The organism is Klebsiella sp. SWET4 (assembly GCF_024296565.1).
In the GTDB taxonomy this organism is placed as follows: domain Bacteria; phylum Pseudomonadota; class Gammaproteobacteria; order Enterobacterales; family Enterobacteriaceae; genus Klebsiella; species Klebsiella variicola.
Map to the genome: position 1 here is coordinate 1 of NZ_JANCOB010000003.1, position 20,661 is coordinate 20,661.

The following is a 20,661-nucleotide window of genomic DNA, read 5'->3' on the forward strand; positions in this document are numbered from 1 at the left end:
CGAATGCACGAGCAGAACCACCGTAGGTTTTAGCCAGAACGGTAGTGATGGCAGCAGTCAGGGTAGTTTTACCATGGTCAACGTGGCCGATAGTACCAACGTTGACGTGCGGTTTTGTACGTTCAAATTTTTCTTTAGACACGGCTATATTCCTTACTATAGTGCTCTCCCCTTCGGAGAGAGCACGGGACTTAGGTTTTAATCCTGTGGATTATTTACCACGGGCTTCAATAACGGCCTGAGCAACGTTGTTCGGCGCATCATCATACTTCAGGAATTCCATGGTGTATGATGCACGACCTTTGGTCAGAGAACGCAGCTGAGTTGCATAACCGAACATTTCGGACAGCGGTACTTCAGCGTGGATCTTAACGCCGGTTACTTCGGATTCCTGACCGCGCAGCATACCGCGACGACGGCTCAAGTCACCGATAACATCACCCGTGTTCTCTTCCGGAGTTTCTACTTCAACCTTCATGATCGGCTCAAGCAGAACTGGTTTTGCTTTCTTAAAGCCTTCTTTAAAGGCAATAGACGCAGCCAGTTTAAACGCCAGCTCAGAGGAGTCAACGTCGTGGTAAGAACCGAAGTGCAGACGGATACCCATATCAACTACCGGGTAACCTGCCAGCGGACCAGCTTTCAGCTGTTCCTGGATGCCTTTATCAACGGCCGGGATGTATTCGCCAGGAATTACACCACCTTTGATGTCGTTGATGAACTCGTAACCTTTCGGGTTAGAGCCCGGCTCCAGCGGGTACATGTCGATCACAACGTGACCGTACTGACCACGACCACCAGACTGCTTGGCGTGTTTACCTTCGATATCGGTAACTTTCGCGCGAATCGCTTCACGGTAAGCAACCTGAGGTTTACCGACGTTCGCTTCAACGTTGAATTCACGCTTCATACGGTCAACGATGATGTCGAGGTGCAGCTCACCCATACCGGCGATGATGGTCTGGTTAGACTCTTCGTCAGTCCATACGCGGAATGACGGGTCTTCTTTAGCCAGACGACCCAAAGCCAGACCCATTTTTTCCTGGTCAGCTTTGGTTTTCGGCTCAACGGCGATGGAGATTACCGGCTCAGGGAATTCCATACGCTCCAGAATGATCGGCGCATCCGGGTCACACAGGGTGTCACCAGTGGTTACGTCTTTCAGACCGATAGCAGCAGCGATGTCGCCCGCGCGAACTTCTTTGATCTCTTCACGTTTGTTAGCGTGCATCTGTACGATACGACCGAAACGCTCACGTGCAGCTTTCACGGAGTTCAGTACGGTATCACCAGAGTTAACCACACCGGAGTACACACGGAAGAAGGTCAGGTTACCAACAAACGGGTCGGTAGCGATTTTGAACGCCAGTGCAGAGAACGGCTCTTCGTCGCTTGCGTGACGCTCAGCCGGGGTATCTTTACCGTCGTCCAGAATACCGTTGATTGCCGGAACATCAACCGGGGATGGCAGGTAATCAATTACCGCATCCAGCATCGCCTGAACACCTTTGTTCTTGAACGCAGAACCGCAGGTTACCAGGATGATTTCGTTGTTCAGAACACGCTGACGCAGAGCTTTTTTGATCTCTTCTTCAGTCAGTTCTTCACCACCCAGGTATTTCTCCATCAGCTCTTCGGAAGCTTCCGCAGCGGACTCGATCAGGTTCTGGTGCCATTCGTCAGCCAGGTCCTGCATGTCAGCCGGGATATCTTCGTATTCGAAGGTAACGCCCTGGTCTGCATCGTTCCAGTTGATGGCTTTCATTTTCACCAGGTCAACAACACCGGTGAAACCTTCTTCAGCACCAATCGCCAGCTGCAGCGGAACCGGGTTCGCGCCCAGACGGGTTTTGATCTGACCAACAACTTTCAGGAAGTTCGCACCCATGCGGTCCATTTTGTTAACGAACGCAATGCGCGGAACTTTATATTTGTTTGCCTGACGCCATACGGTTTCAGACTGTGGCTGAACACCACCAACTGCGCAGTAAACCATTACCGCACCATCAAGAACACGCATGGAACGTTCTACTTCGATAGTGAAGTCAACGTGCCCCGGGGTGTCGATGATGTTTACACGGTGCGGTTCATACTGCTTAGCCATACCAGACCAGAATGCAGTAGTCGCAGCGGAAGTGATGGTGATACCACGTTCCTGCTCCTGCTCCATCCAGTCCATGGTAGCGGCGCCGTCATGAACTTCACCGATTTTGTGGTTTACACCGGTGTAGAACAGAATACGTTCGGTAGTAGTGGTTTTACCGGCGTCGATGTGCGCACTGATACCGATGTTACGGTAGCGTGCGATGGGTGTTGTACGAGCCATTTGATTCCTCGTTTATTTCTTTAGGCGTTCAGTTAAGTTATCCAGAGCGGGCGACTCATCTGAAGCGCCCGCCTGGTGACTATGACTCCGAAGGGATTACCAACGGTAGTGTGCGAACGCCTTGTTGGCTTCGGCCATACGGTGAACGTCTTCACGTTTCTTAACTGCAGTACCTTTGTTGTCTGCAGCATCAGTGAGTTCGTTCGCCAGGCGCAGAGCCATGGATTTATCACCGCGTTTACGAGCAGCTTCAACGATCCAACGCATTGCCAGAGCATTACGACGAACCGGACGAACTTCAACTGGAACCTGATAAGTAGAACCACCAACGCGGCGAGACTTAACTTCTACAGTCGGGCGCACGTTGTCGAGAGCGACTTCGAAAGCTTCCAGTTCATTTTTACCAGAGCGCTGAGCCAGGGTCTCCAGCGCGCTGTATACGATTGCTTCTGCAGTAGATTTTTTACCATCTACCATCAGGATATTGACAAATTTAGCCAGCAGTTCTGATCCGAACTTCGGATCCGGCAGAATTTTACGCTGACCAATGACGCGACGACGTGGCATGGAAATACTCCGTTGTTAATTCAGGATTGTCCAAAACTCTAAGAGTTTAGTATGACATTAAGGTAAATCAGTTTGGCCTTACTTAACGGAGAACCATTAAGCCTTAGGACGCTTCACGCCGTACTTGGAGCGAGCCTGCTTACGGTCTTTAACGCCGGAGCAGTCAAGCGCACCACGAACGGTGTGGTAACGAACACCCGGAAGGTCTTTAACACGACCGCCACGGATCAGGATCACGGAGTGCTCCTGCAGGTTGTGACCTTCACCACCGATGTAGGAGGTGACTTCGAAACCGTTAGTCAGACGCACACGGCAAACTTTACGCAGTGCGGAGTTCGGTTTCTTAGGAGTGGTGGTATATACGCGAGTACATACGCCACGTTTCTGCGGGCAGGCTTCCAGCGCAGGCACGTTGCTCTTTGCAACTTTGCGTGCGCGTGGTTTGCGTACCAGCTGGTTAATTGTTGCCATTAAATAGCTCCTGGTTTTAGCTTTTGCTTCGTAAACACGTAATAAATCGCCTCATATAATATGAGGACGCAGAATTTTAGGGCGGTGCCGAAAAGGTGTCAAGAAATATACAACGATCCCGCCATCACCAGGCCAGCTGACCGGCATGTTTTACCGTGAGTCTGACGAAATCAGTATAGCTAACCCTACCGACACTGTCCGCAATTTGACCAGCCAGCCCGCGGGCGTCAACGTCGTCTTGCAGCACATAGAGGGTTATGGGGGCGGATTGCAGGATCTCAAGGAAGCGACCGCCGGCGATGGCCGCCGTGACGCCATCAGACAGCAATAACAGATCGTCGCCGTGATCCATCACGCGAAGCATTGCTGCGATATCGGCATGCCAGGGAGAAACACTGAGCGTATGGAGCATGGGGACCTCAGAAACGCAAAATCACATCAAATTCATGCAGACGGGCGCGCAGGGCATCCGGCGCCAGGCATTCGACATCCACCGCCCACGGAGTAGCGGGGTCCAGACCGCGCTCCCGCGCGGAGTCGGCACACAGCCAGCACTGATCGATGTCATACAGTGACAGCAGTTTAAAGGTGGCTATGTAGTCGCGAGCCAGCACTGCACCCGGCCGTTGATCGGGCAGCAGTTGAAAAACGCCGTCGCCTACAAAGAACACGCCAATCTCGTCGGTGAGCGCGGAGGTTGCTAATAAGGCATCGAGCCCTTCCCTGCCGGCGGCGCTGCCGTGCGGCGCGGAGGAAAAAATAAAAGCCACACGTTTCATCAGAACTGCACCATCCGATCGCAAGTGAGCGCGGCTTCCGCCAGCGCGCCGAGCCCGCTCAACGTGAAGCCGGGTTGCAAATTGTGGCTGGCCAGCGCGAGCTGTTGCGCTTCACGTTCGTCCGTTACGCCTCGACGTAAGGCTGCCGCCACGCAGATGTGTAGTGCCACACCTTGTTCATCGTGCAGTGACTGCCATGCGCGCACCAGATCGAACTCATCGCTGGCGGGCGCCGTCAGCTGATTAGCGTTGAGTACGCCTTCGCGATAGAAAAAAACGCATGCCAGTTCATGACCTTCCTGCAATACGGCCTGGGCAAACTGCCAGGCGCTGCTCGCCTGCTGGGTCCCATAGGCAGGGCCAGTCACCGTGAGGGCAAAACGCATTACTTATCCAGCCCCTGGAAATCGCCGCTCTTGAACTGGCGGATATAGAGGTAGACGGTATGCTTGGAGATATTCAGACGATCGGCCACCTGGTTAATGGCGTCTTTGATATCGAAGATCCCTTTTTCGTAGAGATTCAGCACGATTTGGCGGTTTTTCGCATTATTAGACACGCTGCGATCGGCGTTCACCTCTTCAATGGTGAATTCCAGCGTCTGCGCGACCAGATCGTCAACCGAGGAAGCAAAGTTCACCGGTGAGTTGACCTCCGGCGTTTCTGGCGGAATAAAGGTGCTCATGATCTGGGAAAAAGGCACATCCAGATTCATGTTGATGCACAGCAGACCGATCACCCGATGATCGCGATTGCGAATGGCTATCGTCACCGACTTCATCAGTACGCCGCTTTTGGCACGGGTGAAGTAGCATTTGGAAACGCTGCTATCGGCGCCCGTCATATCGTGCAGCATGCGCAGCGCAAGATCGGTAATCGGTGAACCGATTTGGCGGCCGGTATGTTCACCATTGGCGATACGGATGGCAGAGCATTTAAGATCCTGCAAAGAATGCAGCACGATTTCACAGTGCGAACCGATGAGCATCGCCAACCCGTCCACCACCGCTTCATAAGATTTAAGAATATCGAAATCGGTCTGGTCAAAGGGACGTTGATCCAGCAGGTCAAGCTCGCTGGTTTCGTTGGTTAAAAGCGACCTGGACATGAAAAAAAGCACTCCTTTTCAGGAGCCTGTCGTTATTGTCAGGGCAGGCTCATCATCATTATTAAGCTATCTAAAGTAATACAGCGCCTGAGGATCTTTCCAGTTTTAATTATATCTGCGCTCAATAAAAAAGCCGCCGCCTCTGACGAGACGGCGGCCTGAACCCGATTACTTCTTAGCGTCAGCGTTCGCGTCTGCGGCTTTCGCGTCGCCAGCGGCTTCCGGCTGTGCATCCGCCTTCGGCGCCGGTTTGATATCCAGCAGTTCTACGTCAAAGACCAGCGTAGAGTTGGCCGGGATCCCCGGAACGCCGGTTTTGCCGTAAGCCAGATCCGGTGGAATGACCAGCTTGATTTTACCGCCTTTCTTGATGTTCTTCAGGCCTTCCGTCCAGCCCGGGATCACGCCGTCCAGGCGGAAAGAGAGCGGCTCACCGCGGGTATAAGAGTTATCAAACTCTTTACCGTCGATCAGGGTGCCTTTGTAGTTAACCACCACGGTGTCGCTGTCTTTCGGCGCATCACCAGTGCCTTCTTTCTCGACTTTATACAGCAGGCCAGTTTTCGAGGTTTTCACGCCCTTCTCTTTAGCAAAGCTATCGCGGAAGGTTTTGCCTTTGGCTTCGTTCTCAGTCGCGTCTTTTTCCATTTTCTGCTGAGCCGCGGTCTTCACGCGCGTTTCAAAGGCCTGCAGAGTCTGTTCGATCTCCTGGTCGGACAGCTTGCTCTTATCGGCAAACGCGTCCTGTACGCCGGCGATCAGCTGGGCTTTGTCCAGCTTAATGCCCAGCTTTTCTTGTTCTTTCAGGGAGTTTTCCATGTAACGCCCGAGAGACGCGCCCAGTGCATAGGCGGATTTCTGATCGTCATTTTTAAATGCCGATTTACTCTCAGCCGCTGGGGCTGCCTTCGCCGCCGCATCTGCAGCAAAGGTCAGCGGTGCATTCAGGGCGACGGCCATTGTGGTCGCCAGCAGCGTTACTTTAAACAGTGATTTCATCCATTTCTCCAGGGCCGGGGCCTCTCACCCCAGGGTTATCGTAAAAAGCAAAAAACGTACTATAGAACGTTGCCGTTAAAATCTACATACGGACGTTCCTGAATATCGCCTCTTTTAGGACTATTTTTGTATGAATAAGTTTCCTGTCAGACGCAGCGATGCTGCGCGAAAAGAGAAACTTAAGTAGAATCCGCTCGCAGGATCAGACTAAAGAGGTTACCCATGCACGATAGCACATTAGAAACGCGCCTTGCAGAGCTGGAAAGCCGGCTGGCGTTTCAGGAAATCACCATCGAAGACCTCAATAAAACCGTGACCGCCCACGAGATAGAGATGGCGAAGATGCGGGAGCATATGCGTCTGATGATCGAGAAACTGAAGGCGACCCAACCGTCCCATATCGCCTCTCAGGCAGAAGAGACGCCGCCCCCCCATTATTGAGACGTAAAAAAAGCGGGTTTCCCCGCTTTTTTTGGCTATCCGCGCGAACGCGACGCCATTAGTGGCAACCGCAACCGCCGTTACCGCAACCACCTTTGCCGTGTTCATGGTCGTGACCATGATCGTGGCCGTGGCCGCCGCAGCAACCGTCATGACCATGGTCATGATCGTGATCGTGGCCATGCGCGCCATGCACGTGACCATGCTCCAGCTCTTCAGCCGTTGCTTCACGAATAGCGACAACTTCCACATTGAACTTCAGGTTCTGGCCAGCCAGCATGTGGTTGCCATCAACCACAACGTGGTCGTCTTCAACTTCAGTGATTTCTACCGGTACTGGACCCTGATCGGTTTCCGCCAGGAAGCGCATGCCAACCTGCAGTTCATCAACGCCCATAAAGACGTCTTTCGGTACACGCTGCACCAGGTTTTCGTCATACTGGCCGTAAGCGTCGTTAGCGCCGACAGCTACGTCAAATTTGTCGCCCACTTCGTGGCCATCCAGCGCGTTTTCCAGGCCGGAAATCAGGGAGCCGTGACCGTGCAGGTAATCCAGCGGCGCGCTTACCGGAGACTCATCAACCAACACACCGTCTTCTGTACGTACCTGATAGGCCAGGCTGACCACCAGGTCTTTTGCTACTTTCATGATATCTCCTGAGATGGGAAGAATAGTGGCGCAGATTGTAGCGGAATTCTGCAGCCGTGTACCCTCTAGCTTAAAAAAAGCCGACGGATAACGCTAGTCGGGATGAAAAATGCCAATCACCTGCTCCTCTTTGCGTACATGCTCACGGGCCTCTTTATCCGCCTCACGCATCTGATGACCGCACTTAACGCATTCAACGACATCGACATTATTCTCACGCCACATCGCCAGCGAATCCTGCGCCTGGCACGCCGGACATTTCGCCCCGGCAATAAAACGTTTACGCACTGCCATATGATTTACCTTTATTCAAACTCGTCCCAGCCGTCCAGCTGCCGGCTTTCTTTCTGCATTTCACGCTGAAAAATCTCTTCCAGTTCGCGTCGGGCTTCCCGCACGCGAGATACCTGTACCGTATCAGTATGCACTGGCATTAACTCGCGCAGCATTCGCATATCGAGCCGTCGGAAGTGCAGTTGCGCGCGCTGGGCCTGGTGAGGATGCATCCCCAGGGTGATGAGCGCTTTGCGCCCCAGTTCCAGTGCACTGGAAAAGGTTTCACGAGAAAACTGCGTCACACCGGCCTGCAGCAGCTCATGCGCCTCAACGCGACCGCGAGCGCGGGCCAGAATATGCAGATGTGGAAAGTGTTGTTGACACATTTCCACCAGCCGCATGGTGTCTTCTGGCTCATTACAGGTGATGACGATCGACTGCGCCTCTTCCGCTCCCGCCGAGCGCAGCAGCTCCAGCTGGGTGGCATCGCCAAAATAGACTTTATAGCCATAGTTACGCATCAGATTCACCGCGCTGATGTCCCGCTCCAGCACCGTAATACGCATCTTATTGGCCATCAGCAGGCGACCGATAACCTGACCAAAGCGACCAAACCCGACAATAATCACCTGCGGCTTGTCATCCTCCACCCACGGCGCCTCATCGGTATCATCTGCCGGATTCAGCCGTCGCGACAATAGCTTATCTATCCCCTTCATCAGCAGCGGCGTCGTCATCATCGACAACGTCACCGCCACCAGCAGCAGCGCCATCTGGTCATGCTGGAACAACCGCTGAGAGGCGGGCAGCGAAAAGAGGACAAACGCGAACTCACCGCCCTGGCTTAATACGCCCGCAAACTGCATCCGCTCTGAACTTCGCAGGCCATAGAAGCGGGCCAGGAGATAGAGCACCAGCATTTTTACCGCCACCAGCACCGCCACGCTCACCGCCACCCACAGCAGATGGGTATACAGCACGCCAAGGTTCAGCGCCATGCCGACGGAGATAAAGAACAGCCCGAGCAGCAGCCCCTTGAACGGATCGATAGCGATTTCCAGTTCGTGGCGATACTCGCTTTCCGCCAGCAGCACGCCGGCGATAAAGGTACCCAGCGCCATCGACAACCCCAGCGCCTCCATAAACAGCGCCGACCCAAGGACCAGCAGTAGCGTGGCGGCAGTAAACACTTCCCTGACCCCCGAGCTGGCGATAAAGCGGAACACCGGCCGCAGCAGATAGCGTCCGCCAATCAGCATCCCGGCAAAGGCCAGGACCTTCATACCGACCGTCAGCCAGTTAACATGCTCATCCGCGGAACCGGCCAGCAGGGGAACCAGCGCCAGCGCCGGGATCACCGCCAGATCCTGAAACAGCAGGACCGAAAAGCCTAACTGCCCCGATTCGCTGCGGCTCATTCCCTTCTCACGCATCAGCTGCAGCGCCATGGCGGTGGAAGACATCGCCAGGCCGATCCCGCCGACCACCGCCGCCTGCCATGAAAACCCGGTCGTCATCAGCAATCCACCGAGGATCGCCGCGCTGAGCATCACCTGCGCCGCGCCGACGCCGAAAATGGAGCTTCGCAGCCGCCATAGCTTGGCCGGATTAAGCTCCAGGCCAATGATAAACATCAGAAACACTACACCGAGCTCAGAGAAATGGAGAATTTCATCCACATCGCTGATAAACCCAAGTCCCCACGGGCCAATCGCAATCCCGGCCAGCAGATAGCCCAGCACCGCGCCAATACCCAATCTTGAGGCCAGAGGTACGGCAATAACGGCGGCGAACAAAAAAAGAACGCCCGCCAGCAGCAAATCAGATCCCGCCATGTATACCTCCGGCGGTAAGGGGATTGGCCAGCCAGTCCCGGTAGGCCCGAGCGCGGCTACGCAATTCCTCTGGCTGTTGCCGCCGGGCCCAGTAGACAATAATGGGGCTCATCCAGTGCATACGGCACATGCCGGCGGTCAGTTCAAAAGGACGTAAAATATCGTTCATCGGATAGCGATTGGCATCGCGACGGTAGGCGCTCTCAGGTTCGCCGGTGGTGATCACACTACGCCAGTACTTTCCCGCCAGTTCGTTTCCTCCGGCACCGCTGGCGAAGCCGCGGCTTAACACACGATCCAGCCACTCCTTGAGCAGCGCCGGACAGCTCCAGGTATATAAAGGATGCTGGAAAACAATCACCTCATGCTGGCGCAGCAGGTCCTGTTCATAAGCGATATCGATAAAAAAATCCGGATAGTGCGCGTAAAGATCGTGCACGGTGACGTTCGGCAACTGTAAGGCCGGCTCTAATAAAACCCGGTTGGCCACGGAATCATGAGATTCTGGGTGGGCATACAGCAGCAACACTTTCGCTGTCTGAGACATCATTCCCCTCCCGTAGGTCTTCTGGCGGCCTGCGCAGCCCCGGTGTTCTGACACCGCCAGAATGACTTTGTGTATCGTCTTCGTTTTGGGCTACCATGGCGGCCCGGTGAAGCGATTCGCTTCCACACTACATTATCATAATGACAAATTAACATAGTCTGAACATACGGCGCCTTATGATTGTTTTCTCCTCGTTACAAATTCGTCGCGGCGTACGCGTCCTGCTGGACAACGCCACCGCTACCATCAACCCTGGCCAAAAGGTCGGTCTGGTGGGCAAAAACGGCTGCGGGAAATCGACGCTGCTATCGCTTTTGAAAAACGAGATAAGCGCTGACGGCGGCAGTATGACCTTTCCAGGCAGCTGGCAGCTGGCATGGGTGAATCAGGAAACCCCGGCGCTGCCTCAGCCGGCTATCGATTATGTTATTGATGGCGATCGTGAATACCGCCAGCTGGAAGCCGCGCTCCAGCAGGCAAATGAGCGCAACGACGGCCATGCCATCGCCACGGTCCACGGCAAGCTGGACGCCATCGACGCCTGGACCATCCGTTCGCGCGCTGCCAGCCTGCTGCACGGTCTGGGATTCAGCAACGAACAGCTGGAGCGGCCAGTCAGCGATTTTTCCGGCGGCTGGCGTATGCGCCTTAACCTCGCCCAGGCGCTGATTTGCCGCTCCGATCTGCTGCTGCTCGATGAACCGACTAACCACCTCGACCTCGATGCCGTCATCTGGCTCGAAAAATGGCTTAAGGGTTACACAGGTACGCTGATCCTGATCTCCCACGATCGCGATTTTCTCGATCCTATCGTCGACAAAATTATCCATATCGAACAGCAGACGATGTTTGAGTACACCGGTAACTACAGCTCGTTCGAAGTGCAGCGCGCTACCCGTCTCTCTCAGCAGCAGGCGATGTACGAAAGCCAGCAGCAGCGCGTTGCGCATCTACAAAGCTATATCGACCGCTTCCGCGCGAAGGCCACCAAGGCCAAGCAGGCGCAAAGCCGTATCAAAATGCTGGAGCGGATGGAGCTTATCGCCCCGGCGCACGTAGATAACCCATTCCACTTCAGTTTCCGCCAGCCAGAGAGTCTGCCTAACCCGCTGCTGAAGATGGAGAAAGTCAGCGCCGGCTACGGCGAGCGTATTATCCTCGACTCCATCAAGCTCAATCTGGTGCCGGGCTCGCGCATCGGCCTGCTGGGCCGCAACGGCGCCGGGAAGTCGACGCTGATTAAGCTGCTGGCGGGTGAACTCCAGCCGGTGAGCGGCGAGATCGGTCTCGCAAAAGGTATCAAGCTCGGCTACTTCGCCCAGCATCAGCTTGAGTTCCTGCGTGCCGATGAATCACCGATACAGCATCTGGCTCGCCTGGCGCCGCAGGAGCTGGAACAAAAGCTGCGTGATTATCTGGGCGGCTTTGGTTTCCAGGGCGATAAGGTCAGCGAAGAGACCCGCCGCTTCTCTGGTGGAGAAAAAGCGCGCCTGGTACTGGCCCTGATCGTCTGGCAGCGCCCTAACCTGCTGCTGCTCGATGAACCGACCAACCACCTTGACCTCGATATGCGTCAGGCCTTAACCGAAGCGCTGATCGACTTTGAAGGGGCGCTGGTTGTCGTGTCGCACGATCGTCACCTGATCCGCTCCACCACCGACGATCTGTACCTCGTCCATGACGGTAAAGTCGAGCCGTTCGACGGCGATCTGGAAGATTATCAGCAGTGGCTCAGCGACTCGCAAAAACAGGAATCACAGAGCAGCGACGCGCCAAAAGAGAGCGGCAACAGCGCGCAGGCGCGCAAGGACCAGAAGCGTCGGGAAGCGGAACTGCGCAGCCAGACCCAACCGCTGCGCAAAGAGATCGCCCGTCTGGAAAAAGAGATGGACAAGCTCAACGCGCAGTTGGCCAGTGCGGAAGAAAAACTTGGCGACAGTGAGCTTTATGACGCCTCACGTAAAGCCGAACTAACCGAATGCCTGCAGCAGCAGGCCAGCGCGAAGTCCGGGCTGGAGGAGTGTGAAATGGCCTGGCTGGAGGCCCAGGAGCAGCTGGAGCAGATGCTTCAGGAAGGCTAATATTGACTTCCTCATCCTGCCTGCGCGTACGATGCCGCTGGCAGGGTGGGTTTCTGCCCTCTCCATGGCCTGCCATCAGTGACATCAATGATTTGTTTTTGCTGTAACCTGGCGTCGCTGGCCACAAGACCACATATTGGCTAACCCCTGTGCGCCCTGCGCGGTATAGTCATCATCACGTTTATTAATTGTTCTGGTGCTATGGTTGAAATCATCCCCACAGACATGACGCCCCCCGAAAACGATTCGCGTGAGTTCCATCCGATGCGCGGCGTGGGCAATCGTCATCTGCAAACCATGCTGCCGCGGCTGATCCGCCGTAAATTGCGCTTTACCCCGCACTGGCAGCGCCTTGAGCTGCCGGACGGCGATTTTGTCGATCTGGCCTGGAGCGAAGACCCGCATCAGGCGCGCCATAAGCCGCGCCTCGTCGTCTTTCATGGTCTCGAAGGAAGCCTGCACAGCCCGTACGCCCATGGTCTGATCCACGCGGCGATGCAGCGCGGCTGGCTGGGCGTGGTTATGCATTTCCGCGGCTGCAGCGGCGAACCTAACCGCAATAACCGCATCTATCACTCCGGCGAAACAGAAGATGGCACCTGGTTTCTGCATTGGCTACAGCGCGAGTTTGGCCCCGTGCCGACCGCAGCCGTCGGCTATTCACTGGGCGGCAATATGCTGGGCTGCCTGCTGGCAGAAGAAGGCGACCGCTGCCCGCTGGATGCGGCGGTGATCGTCTCCGCGCCTTTCATGCTCGAAGCCTGCAGCTATCATATGGATAAGGGCTTCTCGCGGGTTTATCAGCGCTATCTGCTCAATCTGTTAAAAGCCAATGCCTCACGCAAGCTGAAAGCGTATCCTGGCTCACTGCCTGTCGATTTACGCCAGCTTAAAGGGATGCGCCGCATCCGGGAATTTGACGATATGATCACCGCCAAAATCCATGGTTTCGCCGATGCGCTGGATTATTACCGGCAATGCAGCGCCATGCCGCGGCTCAGCGATATCACTAAGCCAACGCTCATCATTCACGCGAAAGACGATCCATTTATGGATCACCACTCCATACCACCGCAGGAGCAACTGCCGGCGAACGTTGAGTATCAATTAACTGAGCAAGGCGGCCACGTTGGTTTCGTCGGCGGCACCCTGCGTAAGCCGGAGATGTGGCTGGAAAGACGCATCCCGGACTGGTTAAACCGTTGGCTGGAGGCCCCCGTATGATTATTCCCTGGCAGGATCTGGATCCCGAAACGCTGGATAACCTGATTGAAAGCTTTGTGTTACGTGAAGGCACCGATTATGGTGAACATGAACGTTCACTTGCCGATAAAGTCGCCGATGTAAAACAGCAGTTGAAACGCGGAGAGGCGGTTCTTGTGTGGTCGGAACTGCATGAGACGGTCAATATTATGCCGCGCGCGCTGTTTAACGGCTAAGGCGACGCCACTACATCGTTTAACCAGGGAGTTGTTATGTCTGCCAAACATCCGGTGATCGCCGTCACGGGCTCCAGCGGCGCGGGCACTACCACCACCAGCCTTGCCTTTCGCAAAATCTTCGCGCAGCTAAACCTGCACGCCGCGGAGGTGGAAGGCGATAGCTTTCATCGCTACACCCGCCCGGAAATGGACATGGCGATCCGCAAGGCGCGGGATCAGGGCAAACATATCAGCTACTTTGGCCCGGAGGCGAACGACTTTGGCCTGCTGGAGCAGACCTTTGTCGACTATGGCCGCCACGGAAAAGGCCAGTCGCGGAAATACCTGCATACCTATGACGAAGCCGTACCGTGGAATCAGGTGCCAGGGACTTTCACCCCCTGGCAGCCGCTGCCGGAGCCGACAGACGTACTGTTCTATGAGGGGCTGCACGGCGGGGTTGTCACGCCGCATCATGATGTCGCCAGCCATGTCGACCTGCTGGTCGGCGTAGTGCCTATCGTTAACCTCGAGTGGATCCAAAAGCTTATTCGCGACACCAGCGAGCGCGGCCACTCCCGGGAGGCGGTGATGGACTCAGTCGTCCGCTCGATGGAAGACTACATCAACTTCATTACCCCGCAATTTTCCCGCACCCATATCAACTTTCAGCGCGTGCCGACGGTAGACACTTCCAACCCGTTTGCCGCGAAAACTATTCCCTCGCTGGACGAGAGCTTTGTGGTGATCCATTTCCGTAACCTGCAGAATATCGACTTCCCCTGGCTGCTGGCGATGCTGCAGGGGTCGTTTATCTCGCACATGAACACGCTGGTGGTGCCGGGCGGTAAAATGGGGCTGGCGATGGAGCTTATCATGACGCCGCTGGTCGAGCGCCTGATGGAAGGCCGCAAGATCGGCTAACAGAAAAAACCCCGGCCAGGCCGGGGTTGAGATGCTTCACAACGGCAGGCGAAGACTACGCCTCGATCACTTCATAGGAGTGGGTGATCTTCACTGCTTTTTCCAGCATCAGCGCCACCGAGCAGTATTTCTCTGCCGACAGATCCACCGCCCGGGAGACCGCGGCATCTTTCAGCGCCTTACCGGTGACGATAAAGTGCAGATTAATATGCGTAAACAGACGCGGCGCCTCTTCGCGGCGCTCCGACGTCAGCTTCACTTCGCAGTTGGTCACCTCATGGCGACCTTTTTGCAGAATAGAAACCACATCGATCGCACTGCAACCGCCCGCCGCCATCAGCACCATCTCCATCGGGCTGGGTGCCTTATCCCCGGAGTTGCCATCCATCAGAATCTGGTGTCCTGACGCGGACTCCCCGATAAAGGTTAACCCTTCAACCCATTTCACACGCGCTTGCATAAAATTTAACTCCAGTATCGCAATTTTCCTGTCAGATTACGCGCACATAACAATTCTCGCAACGGAAGGCGACCTGCGTCATGCTGAAGCGAGACACCAGGAGACATGCGGCGAAAGCTATGCTAAAACAGTCTGGATGCTACAGTATTACATTGATGTACTGCATGTATGCAGAGGAGTTCACATTACGGGCTGTCGAAAAATCATCAGCCAGCTTCCCAGGTATAGGGAAACAATACGATTGCATGCCCGGACGCCGTGTAGTGTCGGCGCCCGGAGATAGCTTATAACAGAGGATAACCGCGCATGGTGCTTGGCAAACCGCAAACAGACCCTACCCTTGAATGGTTCTTGTCTCATTGCCACATTCATAAGTACCCATCAAAGAGCACGCTGATCCACCAGGGTGAAAAAGCAGAAACGCTGTACTACATCGTTAAAGGCTCCGTGGCTGTACTCATCAAGGATGAAGAAGGTAAAGAGATGATCCTCTCCTACCTCAACCAGGGCGATTTCATCGGTGAATTAGGCCTGTTTGAAGAGGGTCAGGAGCGTAGCGCTTGGGTACGGGCGAAAACCGCATGTGAAGTGGCCGAAATCTCTTATAAGAAATTCCGTCAGTTGATCCAGGTTAACCCGGACATTCTGATGCGCCTCTCTTCGCAAATGGCTCGCCGTCTGCAGGTCACGTCTGAGAAAGTGGGCAACCTCGCCTTCCTCGACGTGACGGGCCGTATCGCCCAGACGCTGCTGAACCTGGCGAAGCAACCTGATGCCATGACCCACCCGGACGGTATGCAAATTAAAATTACCCGTCAGGAAATTGGTCAGATCGTCGGCTGCTCTCGTGAAACGGTTGGCCGTATTTTGAAAATGCTGGAAGATCAGAACCTGATTTCCGCACACGGTAAAACTATCGTCGTCTACGGCACCCGTTAAGTTGCTAAGCGGCGTATTGCTCCTGCAGTACGCCGTTTTTGTTTTTCCCTCATGTGGCGCAGGCTGATTTACCACCCGGAAGTCAACTATGCACTGCGGCAAACGCTGGTGCTATGTCTGCCTGTGGCCATCGGTCTTCTGCTCGGCCATCTCCAGCAGGGGCTGTTGTTTTCCTTAGTGCCCGCCTGCTGCAACATTGCCGGTCTTGATACCCCACATAAGCGCTTTTTCAAACGTCTGATTATCGGCGGCTGTCTGTTTGCCGGATGCAGTCTGGTGGTGCAGTTGCTGCTCGCTCAGGCCATTCCCCTGCCGCTTATTCTCAGCGGCCTGGCGCTATTGCTCGGCGTCACCGCGGAGATCAGTTCGCTGCACGCGCGCCTGCTGCCCGCGTCGCTGATCGCCGCTATCTTTACCCTGAGCCTGGCGGGCAATATGCCCATCTGGGAACCACTGCTGATCTACGCTTTCGGTACGCTGTGGTACGGCGTGTTTAACTGGCTCTGGTTCTGGCTGTGGCGCGAACAGCCGCTGCGGGAGTCGCTCAGCCTGCTTTACCGGGAACTGGCTGACTATTGTGAAGCCAAATACAGTCTGTTGACCCAGCATACCGATCCGTCGACCGCCCTGCCGCCGCTGCTCACCCGCCAGCAGAAGGTAGTCGACCTGATTACCCAGTGCTATCAGCAGATGCATATGCTGGCCGCCAACCAACGCAACGACCACAAGCGTCTGCTGCGGGCGTTCCAGGTTGGGCTGGATCTACAGGAACATATTTCGGTTAGCCTGCATCAGCCAGAAGAGGTACAAAAGCTGGTGGAACGCAGCCATGCCGAAGCGGTGATCCGCTGGAATGCGCAAACCGTCGCTGCCCGCCTGCGCGTGCTGGCGGATGATATTCTCTATCATCGCTTTCCGCAGCGTTTTCAGATGGATAAACAGATTGAGGCTCTGGAAAAGATCGCCCGCCAGCATCCGGACAACCCGGTCGGTCAGTTCTGCGCCTGGCACTTTAGCCGTATCGCCCGGGTGCTGCATACCCAGCGCCCCCTGTATGCCCGGGATCTGATGGCCGACAAAGAGCGTCGTTTACCGCTGTTTCCCGCGCTAAAGAACTATCTGTCGCTGAAATCACCCGCACTGCGCAATGCCGCGCGCATCAGCGTCATGCTGAGCGTCGCCAGCCTGATGGGCAACGCCCTGCATTTGCCGAAGCCCTACTGGATCCTGATGACGGTGCTCTTCGTCACGCAAAATGGCTATGGCGCCACGCGGGTGCGAATTGTTCACCGGGCGGCGGGAACGCTCGCCGGCCTGGTCATCGCCGGGCTAACCTTGCACTTTCACGTTCCGGAGAGCTATACCCTGAGCGGGATGCTGCTGATTACCCTGCTCAGCTATCTGATCATCCGTAAACACTATGGCTGGGCGATGGTAGGCTTTACGGTGACGGCGGTGTATACCCTGCAACTGCTGACGCTCAACGGCGAACAGTTTATTGTCGCCCGGCTTATCGACACGCTTATCGGCTGCCTGATCGCCTTCGGCGGGATGGTCTGGCTGTGGCCGCAGTGGCAGAGCGGCCTGCTGAAAAAAAACGCCCACGATGCGCTGGAGGCCGACCAGCAGGCGATTCGCCTGATCCTCAGCGCCGATCCAAAAGCCCCCGCGCTGGCCTATCAACGCATGCGCGTCAACCAGGCGCATAACGCGCTCTACAACTCCCTGAATCAGGCGATGCAGGAGCCCGGTTTTAATACCCACTACCTGGAAGATATGAAGCTGTGGGTGACGCACAGTCAGTTTATCGTCGAACACATCAACGCTATGACCACCCTGGCCCGGGAGCATACGATGCTCACCCCGGATCTTGCCCAGCGCTATCTCGAATCTTGTGAGATTGCCTTGCAACGCTGCCAGCAGCGCCTGGACAGCGATGGTCCCGGCAGCGCAGGGGATGCCAATATTCTGGAGTCGCCGGAAACAGAGGTGCCGAACGGTCCGTTAAGTACCCTGGAGCAGCACCTGCAACGCATTCTGGGCCATCTGAACACCATGCATACCATATCGTCAGTAGCATGGCGTCAGCGGCCGCATCATGGCATCTGGCTGCGGAAAATCAGCCGTTAATCACCTTTGCCACTGCCTGGGCAAAACGCGCCATCCCCTCGGCGATATCCTGCTCGTCGATGATCAGCGAGGGAACAAAACGCATCACGTCCGGCCCGGCGTTGAGCACCATGACGCCGGCTTGCGCAGCGGCATAGAGGAAATCACGCGCGCGGCCCTTGTGCTGCGGCTTGAGTTCGGCGCCAATCAGCAGGCCCATCCCGCGAATATCACTGAACAGATCAAATTCAGCATCCAACTGCTGCAGGTGTTTGACGAACAGTTCGCGCTTCGCGCTCACGCCATCCAGCACCGCCGGGGTATTGATTAGATCGAAGGCGGCGTTGGCGACCGCGCAGGCCAGCGGGTTGCCGCCGTAGGTTGAGCCATGGGAACCCGCATGGAAGGCGCTGGCGATCTCATGGGTGGTCAGCATGGCGCTGACCGGGAAGCCGCCGCCGAGCGCTTTGGCGCTGGTCAGAATATCCGGCGTCACACCGTAATGCATATAGGCGAACAGCGATCCGGTACGCCCCATACCGCACTGCACTTCATCAAAGACTAACAGCGACTGGTGCTGATCGCACAGCTCACGCAGCCCCTGCAGGAAGGCCGGCGTCGCTGCCGTCACGCCGCCTTCGCCCTGAATCGGCTCCACCACCACTGCGCAAGTGTGATCATCCATCACCGCTTTTACCGCCTGCAGGTCGTTGAAGGGAACATGGACAATATCCGCCGGTTTCGGGCCGAAACCATCGGAGTACTTCGGCTGCCCACCGACGGAAACGGTAAACAGGGAGCGGCCATGGAAGGCATTATGGAAGGCAATGATTTTGGTTTTATACGGGCTATGGCGGGTCACCGCATAGTGACGCGCCAGCTTAAAGGCCGTTTCATTGGCTTCCGTACCGGAGTTCATAAACACCACGCGCTCGGCGAAGGTGGCCTCGACAAGTTTACGTCCCAGACGCAGCGCTGGCTCATTGGTAAAGACGTTGCTGGTGTGCCACAGCGTTTCGCCCTGCTCGTGGAGCGCCGCCACCAGCGCCGGATGGCAATGGCCGAGCGCCGTCACCGCGATACCGCCGGCAAAATCAACATACTCTTTGCCCTGCTGATCCCAGACGCGGCTGCCTTTCCCTTTCACCGGGATGAATTCTGCTGGTGCATAAATCGGCAAAATAACTTCATCGAATGTGGCGCGGGTGATTGCCGGTTGTTCAGTTGCCATGTCTTGCCCATCCCTCTTCGTTATGCAGATGTAATCATGAAAATATAATCACAAAATATGCATAAAAAATCAGTCAATGGCAACTGAAAATCACCGCTTCAGAAAGTTTTCCAGCAATTGATGGCCCTGCTCGCTGAGGATGCTTTCCGGATGAAACTGCACGCCCTCAAGATCCCAGTCGCGGTGGCGGATCCCCATAATCTCAGCGCTGGCGCTGCGGGCGGTGACGATAAACTCGGGCGGGAGCGTCGGCGGGTCAATCACCAGCGAGTGATAACGGGTCACCGTCAGGGGATTATTCAGCCCCTGAAACACCCCTTCGCCGTTATGCTCAATAAGCGAGGTTTTACCATGCATCACCTGTGCCGCCCGTACGATGGTCGCGCCAAACGCCTGGGCTATCGCCTGGTGCCCGAGACAGACGCCCAGTAGCGGCGTTTTCCCCGCATAGTGGCGGATAACCGCGAGGGAAATCCCCGCCTCATTCGGCGTGCAGGGGCCTGGCGAGATCACGATTTTCTCCGGCGCCAGCGCCGCTATCTCCTCCAGCGTCAACGCATCATTGCGCCTGACCAGTACTTCCGCACCCAGTTCGCAGAAGTACTGATACAGATTCCAGGTGAAAGAGTCATAGTTATCGATAAGCAGGATCATAGCGGCTCCGGAACAATCAAAACCGGGCTATTCTACTCAGATTCCCGCGCTTCGCTTACCACTTTGCGAAAGATCGCCACCAGCGGAGCCGGATCGCCCATCGCGCTCTGCTGGCAGGCCGCGCTCCAGCCGGCGGGGTCGACGTCACGCCAGTCAAGCAGGTAGCCGGCATGTATCGCCAGCTGTTCAAAGAAAATGCGCTGGGTCAGGCCATTGCCAAGACGAAAAGGATGCAGCACATTAATTTCGCCATAGAACCAGCTCAGGCGTTCAATAAAGGTCTCGCGCGGCAGGCCATTGAGATAATCCTCCTGCTCAAGGGCCTGCATCAGGGCGTTCCCCTCCTCCTCGATCCGGGCAAAGTGGCAGAACGGCGTATCGCCCAGGTAGAGGTTCACTTCACGTAACCGGCCGGCCCAGTCAAACAGATCCTGATACAGCTGATGATGAATCGCGCACAGATAGGGTAAGCCGCGCACCCGCGGCCCCAGCGGCAAGGTTGCCGCCCGCAACGCCGTCATCTCAAAGGCGGCCTGTTGCAGATTTTTAGCCTGCCGGATGCCGAGGCGGTTGCGCAGGACATTCAGCGCCGGGTAGAGGTAAGGATCGCGTTCATCGCCGAATTTATCGCTCATACTCCCTCCGCAGCGTCGCCAGACGCGCCAGCGCCTCTTCGGCAGTCAACGTAACCAGCGGCACCGTCACGCCTTCAAGGCGACGACTGGCCTGAAAATTGGTATTGCGTGTCTGTTCCCAGAGTCGGGATTTTTGCTTTTCGGTGAGTGGACGCATCGTCGCCCCCCTTATCGTCCCCTGTGTGCCACAAGTATAAGCAGCAATTTCA

Annotated in this window: 25 protein-coding genes; 7 read left to right on the plus strand and 18 right to left on the minus strand. The window is 55.8% G+C overall.

Annotation, left to right across the window (positions count from 1 at the left end; translation table 11 throughout):
• The 9 genes from NKJ21_RS09180 to fkpA all read right to left on the minus strand — a co-directional run.
• On the minus strand, positions 1–142 hold a 142-nt coding region (locus NKJ21_RS09180), incomplete at its 3' end, for a GTP-binding protein (protein ID WP_074437493.1).
• A 69-nt stretch (positions 143–211) separates the two neighbouring features.
• Positions 212–2,326, minus strand: coding sequence for an elongation factor G (gene fusA, locus NKJ21_RS09185; protein ID WP_008807045.1), 2,115 nt, complete (start codon positions 2,324–2,326; stop codon positions 212–214).
• A gap of 96 nt (positions 2,327–2,422) precedes the next feature.
• On the minus strand, positions 2,423–2,893 hold the full coding sequence (gene rpsG / locus NKJ21_RS09190) for a 30S ribosomal protein S7 (protein WP_008807044.1): 471 nt from the start codon (positions 2,891–2,893) through the stop codon (positions 2,423–2,425).
• A gap of 96 nt (positions 2,894–2,989) precedes the next feature.
• The gene (rpsL, locus tag NKJ21_RS09195; protein WP_002920115.1) at positions 2,990–3,364 is read right to left on the minus strand and encodes a 30S ribosomal protein S12; all 375 of its coding nucleotides are present in this window, start codon (positions 3,362–3,364) and stop codon (positions 2,990–2,992) included.
• Between the two features lie 124 nt (positions 3,365–3,488).
• On the minus strand, positions 3,489–3,776 hold the full coding sequence (gene tusB, locus NKJ21_RS09200; RefSeq protein ID WP_008807043.1) for a sulfurtransferase complex subunit TusB: 288 nt from the start codon (positions 3,774–3,776) through the stop codon (positions 3,489–3,491).
• Positions 3,777–3,783: 7 nt separating this feature from the next.
• On the minus strand, positions 3,784–4,143 hold the full coding sequence (tusC, locus tag NKJ21_RS09205; protein WP_008807042.1) for a sulfurtransferase complex subunit TusC: 360 nt from the start codon (positions 4,141–4,143) through the stop codon (positions 3,784–3,786).
• A complete protein-coding gene (gene tusD, locus NKJ21_RS09210; RefSeq protein ID WP_008807041.1) occupies positions 4,143–4,529 on the minus strand; it encodes a sulfurtransferase complex subunit TusD in 387 nt (128 codons plus the stop codon). The genes tusC and tusD overlap by 1 nt, the downstream gene beginning before the upstream one ends.
• Positions 4,529–5,251 carry a transcriptional regulator gene (locus tag NKJ21_RS09215; RefSeq protein ID WP_002920130.1) on the minus strand — a complete coding sequence of 241 codons (723 nt, stop codon included), beginning with the start codon at positions 5,249–5,251 and terminating at the stop codon, positions 4,529–4,531. The genes tusD and NKJ21_RS09215 overlap by 1 nt, the downstream gene beginning before the upstream one ends.
• Positions 5,252–5,419: 168 nt before the next feature.
• Positions 5,420–6,250, minus strand: coding sequence for an FKBP-type peptidyl-prolyl cis-trans isomerase (fkpA, locus tag NKJ21_RS09220; RefSeq protein ID WP_012540430.1), 831 nt, complete (start codon positions 6,248–6,250; stop codon positions 5,420–5,422).
• 222 nt (positions 6,251–6,472) lie between these two features.
• Between fkpA and NKJ21_RS09225 the strand changes: the two genes are divergently transcribed.
• On the plus strand, positions 6,473–6,691 hold the full coding sequence (locus tag NKJ21_RS09225) for a protein SlyX (protein WP_002920136.1): 219 nt from the start codon (positions 6,473–6,475) through the stop codon (positions 6,689–6,691).
• A 58-nt stretch (positions 6,692–6,749) separates the two neighbouring features.
• Here NKJ21_RS09225 and slyD read toward each other — a convergent pair whose 3' ends face one another.
• The 4 genes from slyD to kefG all read right to left on the minus strand — a co-directional run bounded on the left by slyD (position 6,750) and on the right by kefG (position 10,001).
• A complete protein-coding gene (slyD, locus tag NKJ21_RS09230; protein ID WP_008807039.1) occupies positions 6,750–7,340 on the minus strand; it encodes a peptidylprolyl isomerase in 591 nt (196 codons plus the stop codon).
• 93 nt (positions 7,341–7,433) lie between these two features.
• On the minus strand, positions 7,434–7,634 hold the full coding sequence (locus tag NKJ21_RS09235) for a YheV family putative zinc ribbon protein (RefSeq protein ID WP_002920143.1): 201 nt from the start codon (positions 7,632–7,634) through the stop codon (positions 7,434–7,436).
• Positions 7,635–7,645: 11 nt separating this feature from the next.
• The gene (gene kefB / locus NKJ21_RS09240; RefSeq protein ID WP_023323333.1) at positions 7,646–9,451 is read right to left on the minus strand and encodes a glutathione-regulated potassium-efflux system protein KefB; all 1,806 of its coding nucleotides are present in this window, start codon (positions 9,449–9,451) and stop codon (positions 7,646–7,648) included.
• On the minus strand, positions 9,438–10,001 hold the full coding sequence (gene kefG / locus NKJ21_RS09245) for a glutathione-regulated potassium-efflux system ancillary protein KefG (RefSeq protein WP_239270588.1): 564 nt from the start codon (positions 9,999–10,001) through the stop codon (positions 9,438–9,440). Before kefG ends, kefB begins: the two co-directional genes overlap by 14 nt.
• Before the next feature lie 173 nt (positions 10,002–10,174).
• Between kefG and NKJ21_RS09250 the strand changes: the two genes are divergently transcribed.
• From NKJ21_RS09250 to NKJ21_RS09265, 4 genes are all read left to right on the plus strand, one after another.
• Positions 10,175–12,079, plus strand: a complete 1,905-nt coding sequence (locus NKJ21_RS09250; protein WP_032740262.1) for an ABC transporter ATP-binding protein — start codon at positions 10,175–10,177, stop codon at positions 12,077–12,079.
• A gap of 225 nt (positions 12,080–12,304) precedes the next feature.
• Entirely contained in the window at positions 12,305–13,303 is a 999-nt protein-coding gene (locus tag NKJ21_RS09255; protein ID WP_167341093.1) for a hydrolase, read from the plus strand.
• Entirely contained in the window at positions 13,300–13,518 is a 219-nt protein-coding gene (locus NKJ21_RS09260) for a YheU family protein (RefSeq protein ID WP_002920151.1), read from the plus strand. The genes NKJ21_RS09255 and NKJ21_RS09260 overlap by 4 nt, the downstream gene beginning before the upstream one ends.
• 36 nt (positions 13,519–13,554) lie before the next feature.
• The gene (locus NKJ21_RS09265; RefSeq protein WP_008807033.1) at positions 13,555–14,424 is read left to right on the plus strand and encodes a phosphoribulokinase; all 870 of its coding nucleotides are present in this window, start codon (positions 13,555–13,557) and stop codon (positions 14,422–14,424) included.
• A gap of 55 nt (positions 14,425–14,479) precedes the next feature.
• Here the strand turns inward: NKJ21_RS09265 and NKJ21_RS09270 are convergent, their stop codons facing one another.
• Entirely contained in the window at positions 14,480–14,884 is a 405-nt protein-coding gene (locus tag NKJ21_RS09270) for an OsmC family protein (RefSeq protein ID WP_004202200.1), read from the minus strand.
• A 306-nt stretch (positions 14,885–15,190) separates the two neighbouring features.
• Between NKJ21_RS09270 and crp the strand changes: the two genes are divergently transcribed.
• Both crp and NKJ21_RS09280 read left to right on the plus strand, forming a co-directional pair.
• Positions 15,191–15,823: a cAMP-activated global transcriptional regulator CRP gene (gene crp, locus NKJ21_RS09275; protein ID WP_000242758.1), complete on the plus strand. Its 633-nt coding sequence runs from the start codon at positions 15,191–15,193 to the stop codon at positions 15,821–15,823.
• A 51-nt stretch (positions 15,824–15,874) separates the two neighbouring features.
• Entirely contained in the window at positions 15,875–17,953 is a 2,079-nt protein-coding gene (locus NKJ21_RS09280) for a YccS/YhfK family putative transporter (protein WP_012540426.1), read from the plus strand.
• On the opposite strand, the gene NKJ21_RS09285 is transcribed toward NKJ21_RS09280, so the two are convergent.
• The 4 genes from NKJ21_RS09285 to NKJ21_RS09300 all read right to left on the minus strand — a co-directional run bounded on the left by NKJ21_RS09285 (position 17,943) and on the right by NKJ21_RS09300 (position 20,609).
• The gene (locus tag NKJ21_RS09285) at positions 17,943–19,163 is read right to left on the minus strand and encodes an aspartate aminotransferase family protein (RefSeq protein ID WP_046881975.1); all 1,221 of its coding nucleotides are present in this window, start codon (positions 19,161–19,163) and stop codon (positions 17,943–17,945) included. The genes NKJ21_RS09280 and NKJ21_RS09285 overlap by 11 nt on opposite strands.
• A gap of 90 nt (positions 19,164–19,253) precedes the next feature.
• Positions 19,254–19,817, minus strand: a complete 564-nt coding sequence (gene pabA, locus NKJ21_RS09290; protein ID WP_008807029.1) for an aminodeoxychorismate synthase component 2 — start codon at positions 19,815–19,817, stop codon at positions 19,254–19,256.
• 32 nt (positions 19,818–19,849) lie between these two features.
• Positions 19,850–20,452 carry a putative adenosine monophosphate-protein transferase Fic gene (locus NKJ21_RS09295; protein ID WP_008807028.1) on the minus strand — a complete coding sequence of 201 codons (603 nt, stop codon included), beginning with the start codon at positions 20,450–20,452 and terminating at the stop codon, positions 19,850–19,852.
• Positions 20,442–20,609, minus strand: a complete 168-nt coding sequence (locus NKJ21_RS09300; RefSeq protein WP_012540423.1) for a YhfG family protein — start codon at positions 20,607–20,609, stop codon at positions 20,442–20,444. The genes NKJ21_RS09295 and NKJ21_RS09300 overlap by 11 nt, the downstream gene beginning before the upstream one ends.
• Between the last annotated feature and the right edge of the window lie 52 nt (positions 20,610–20,661).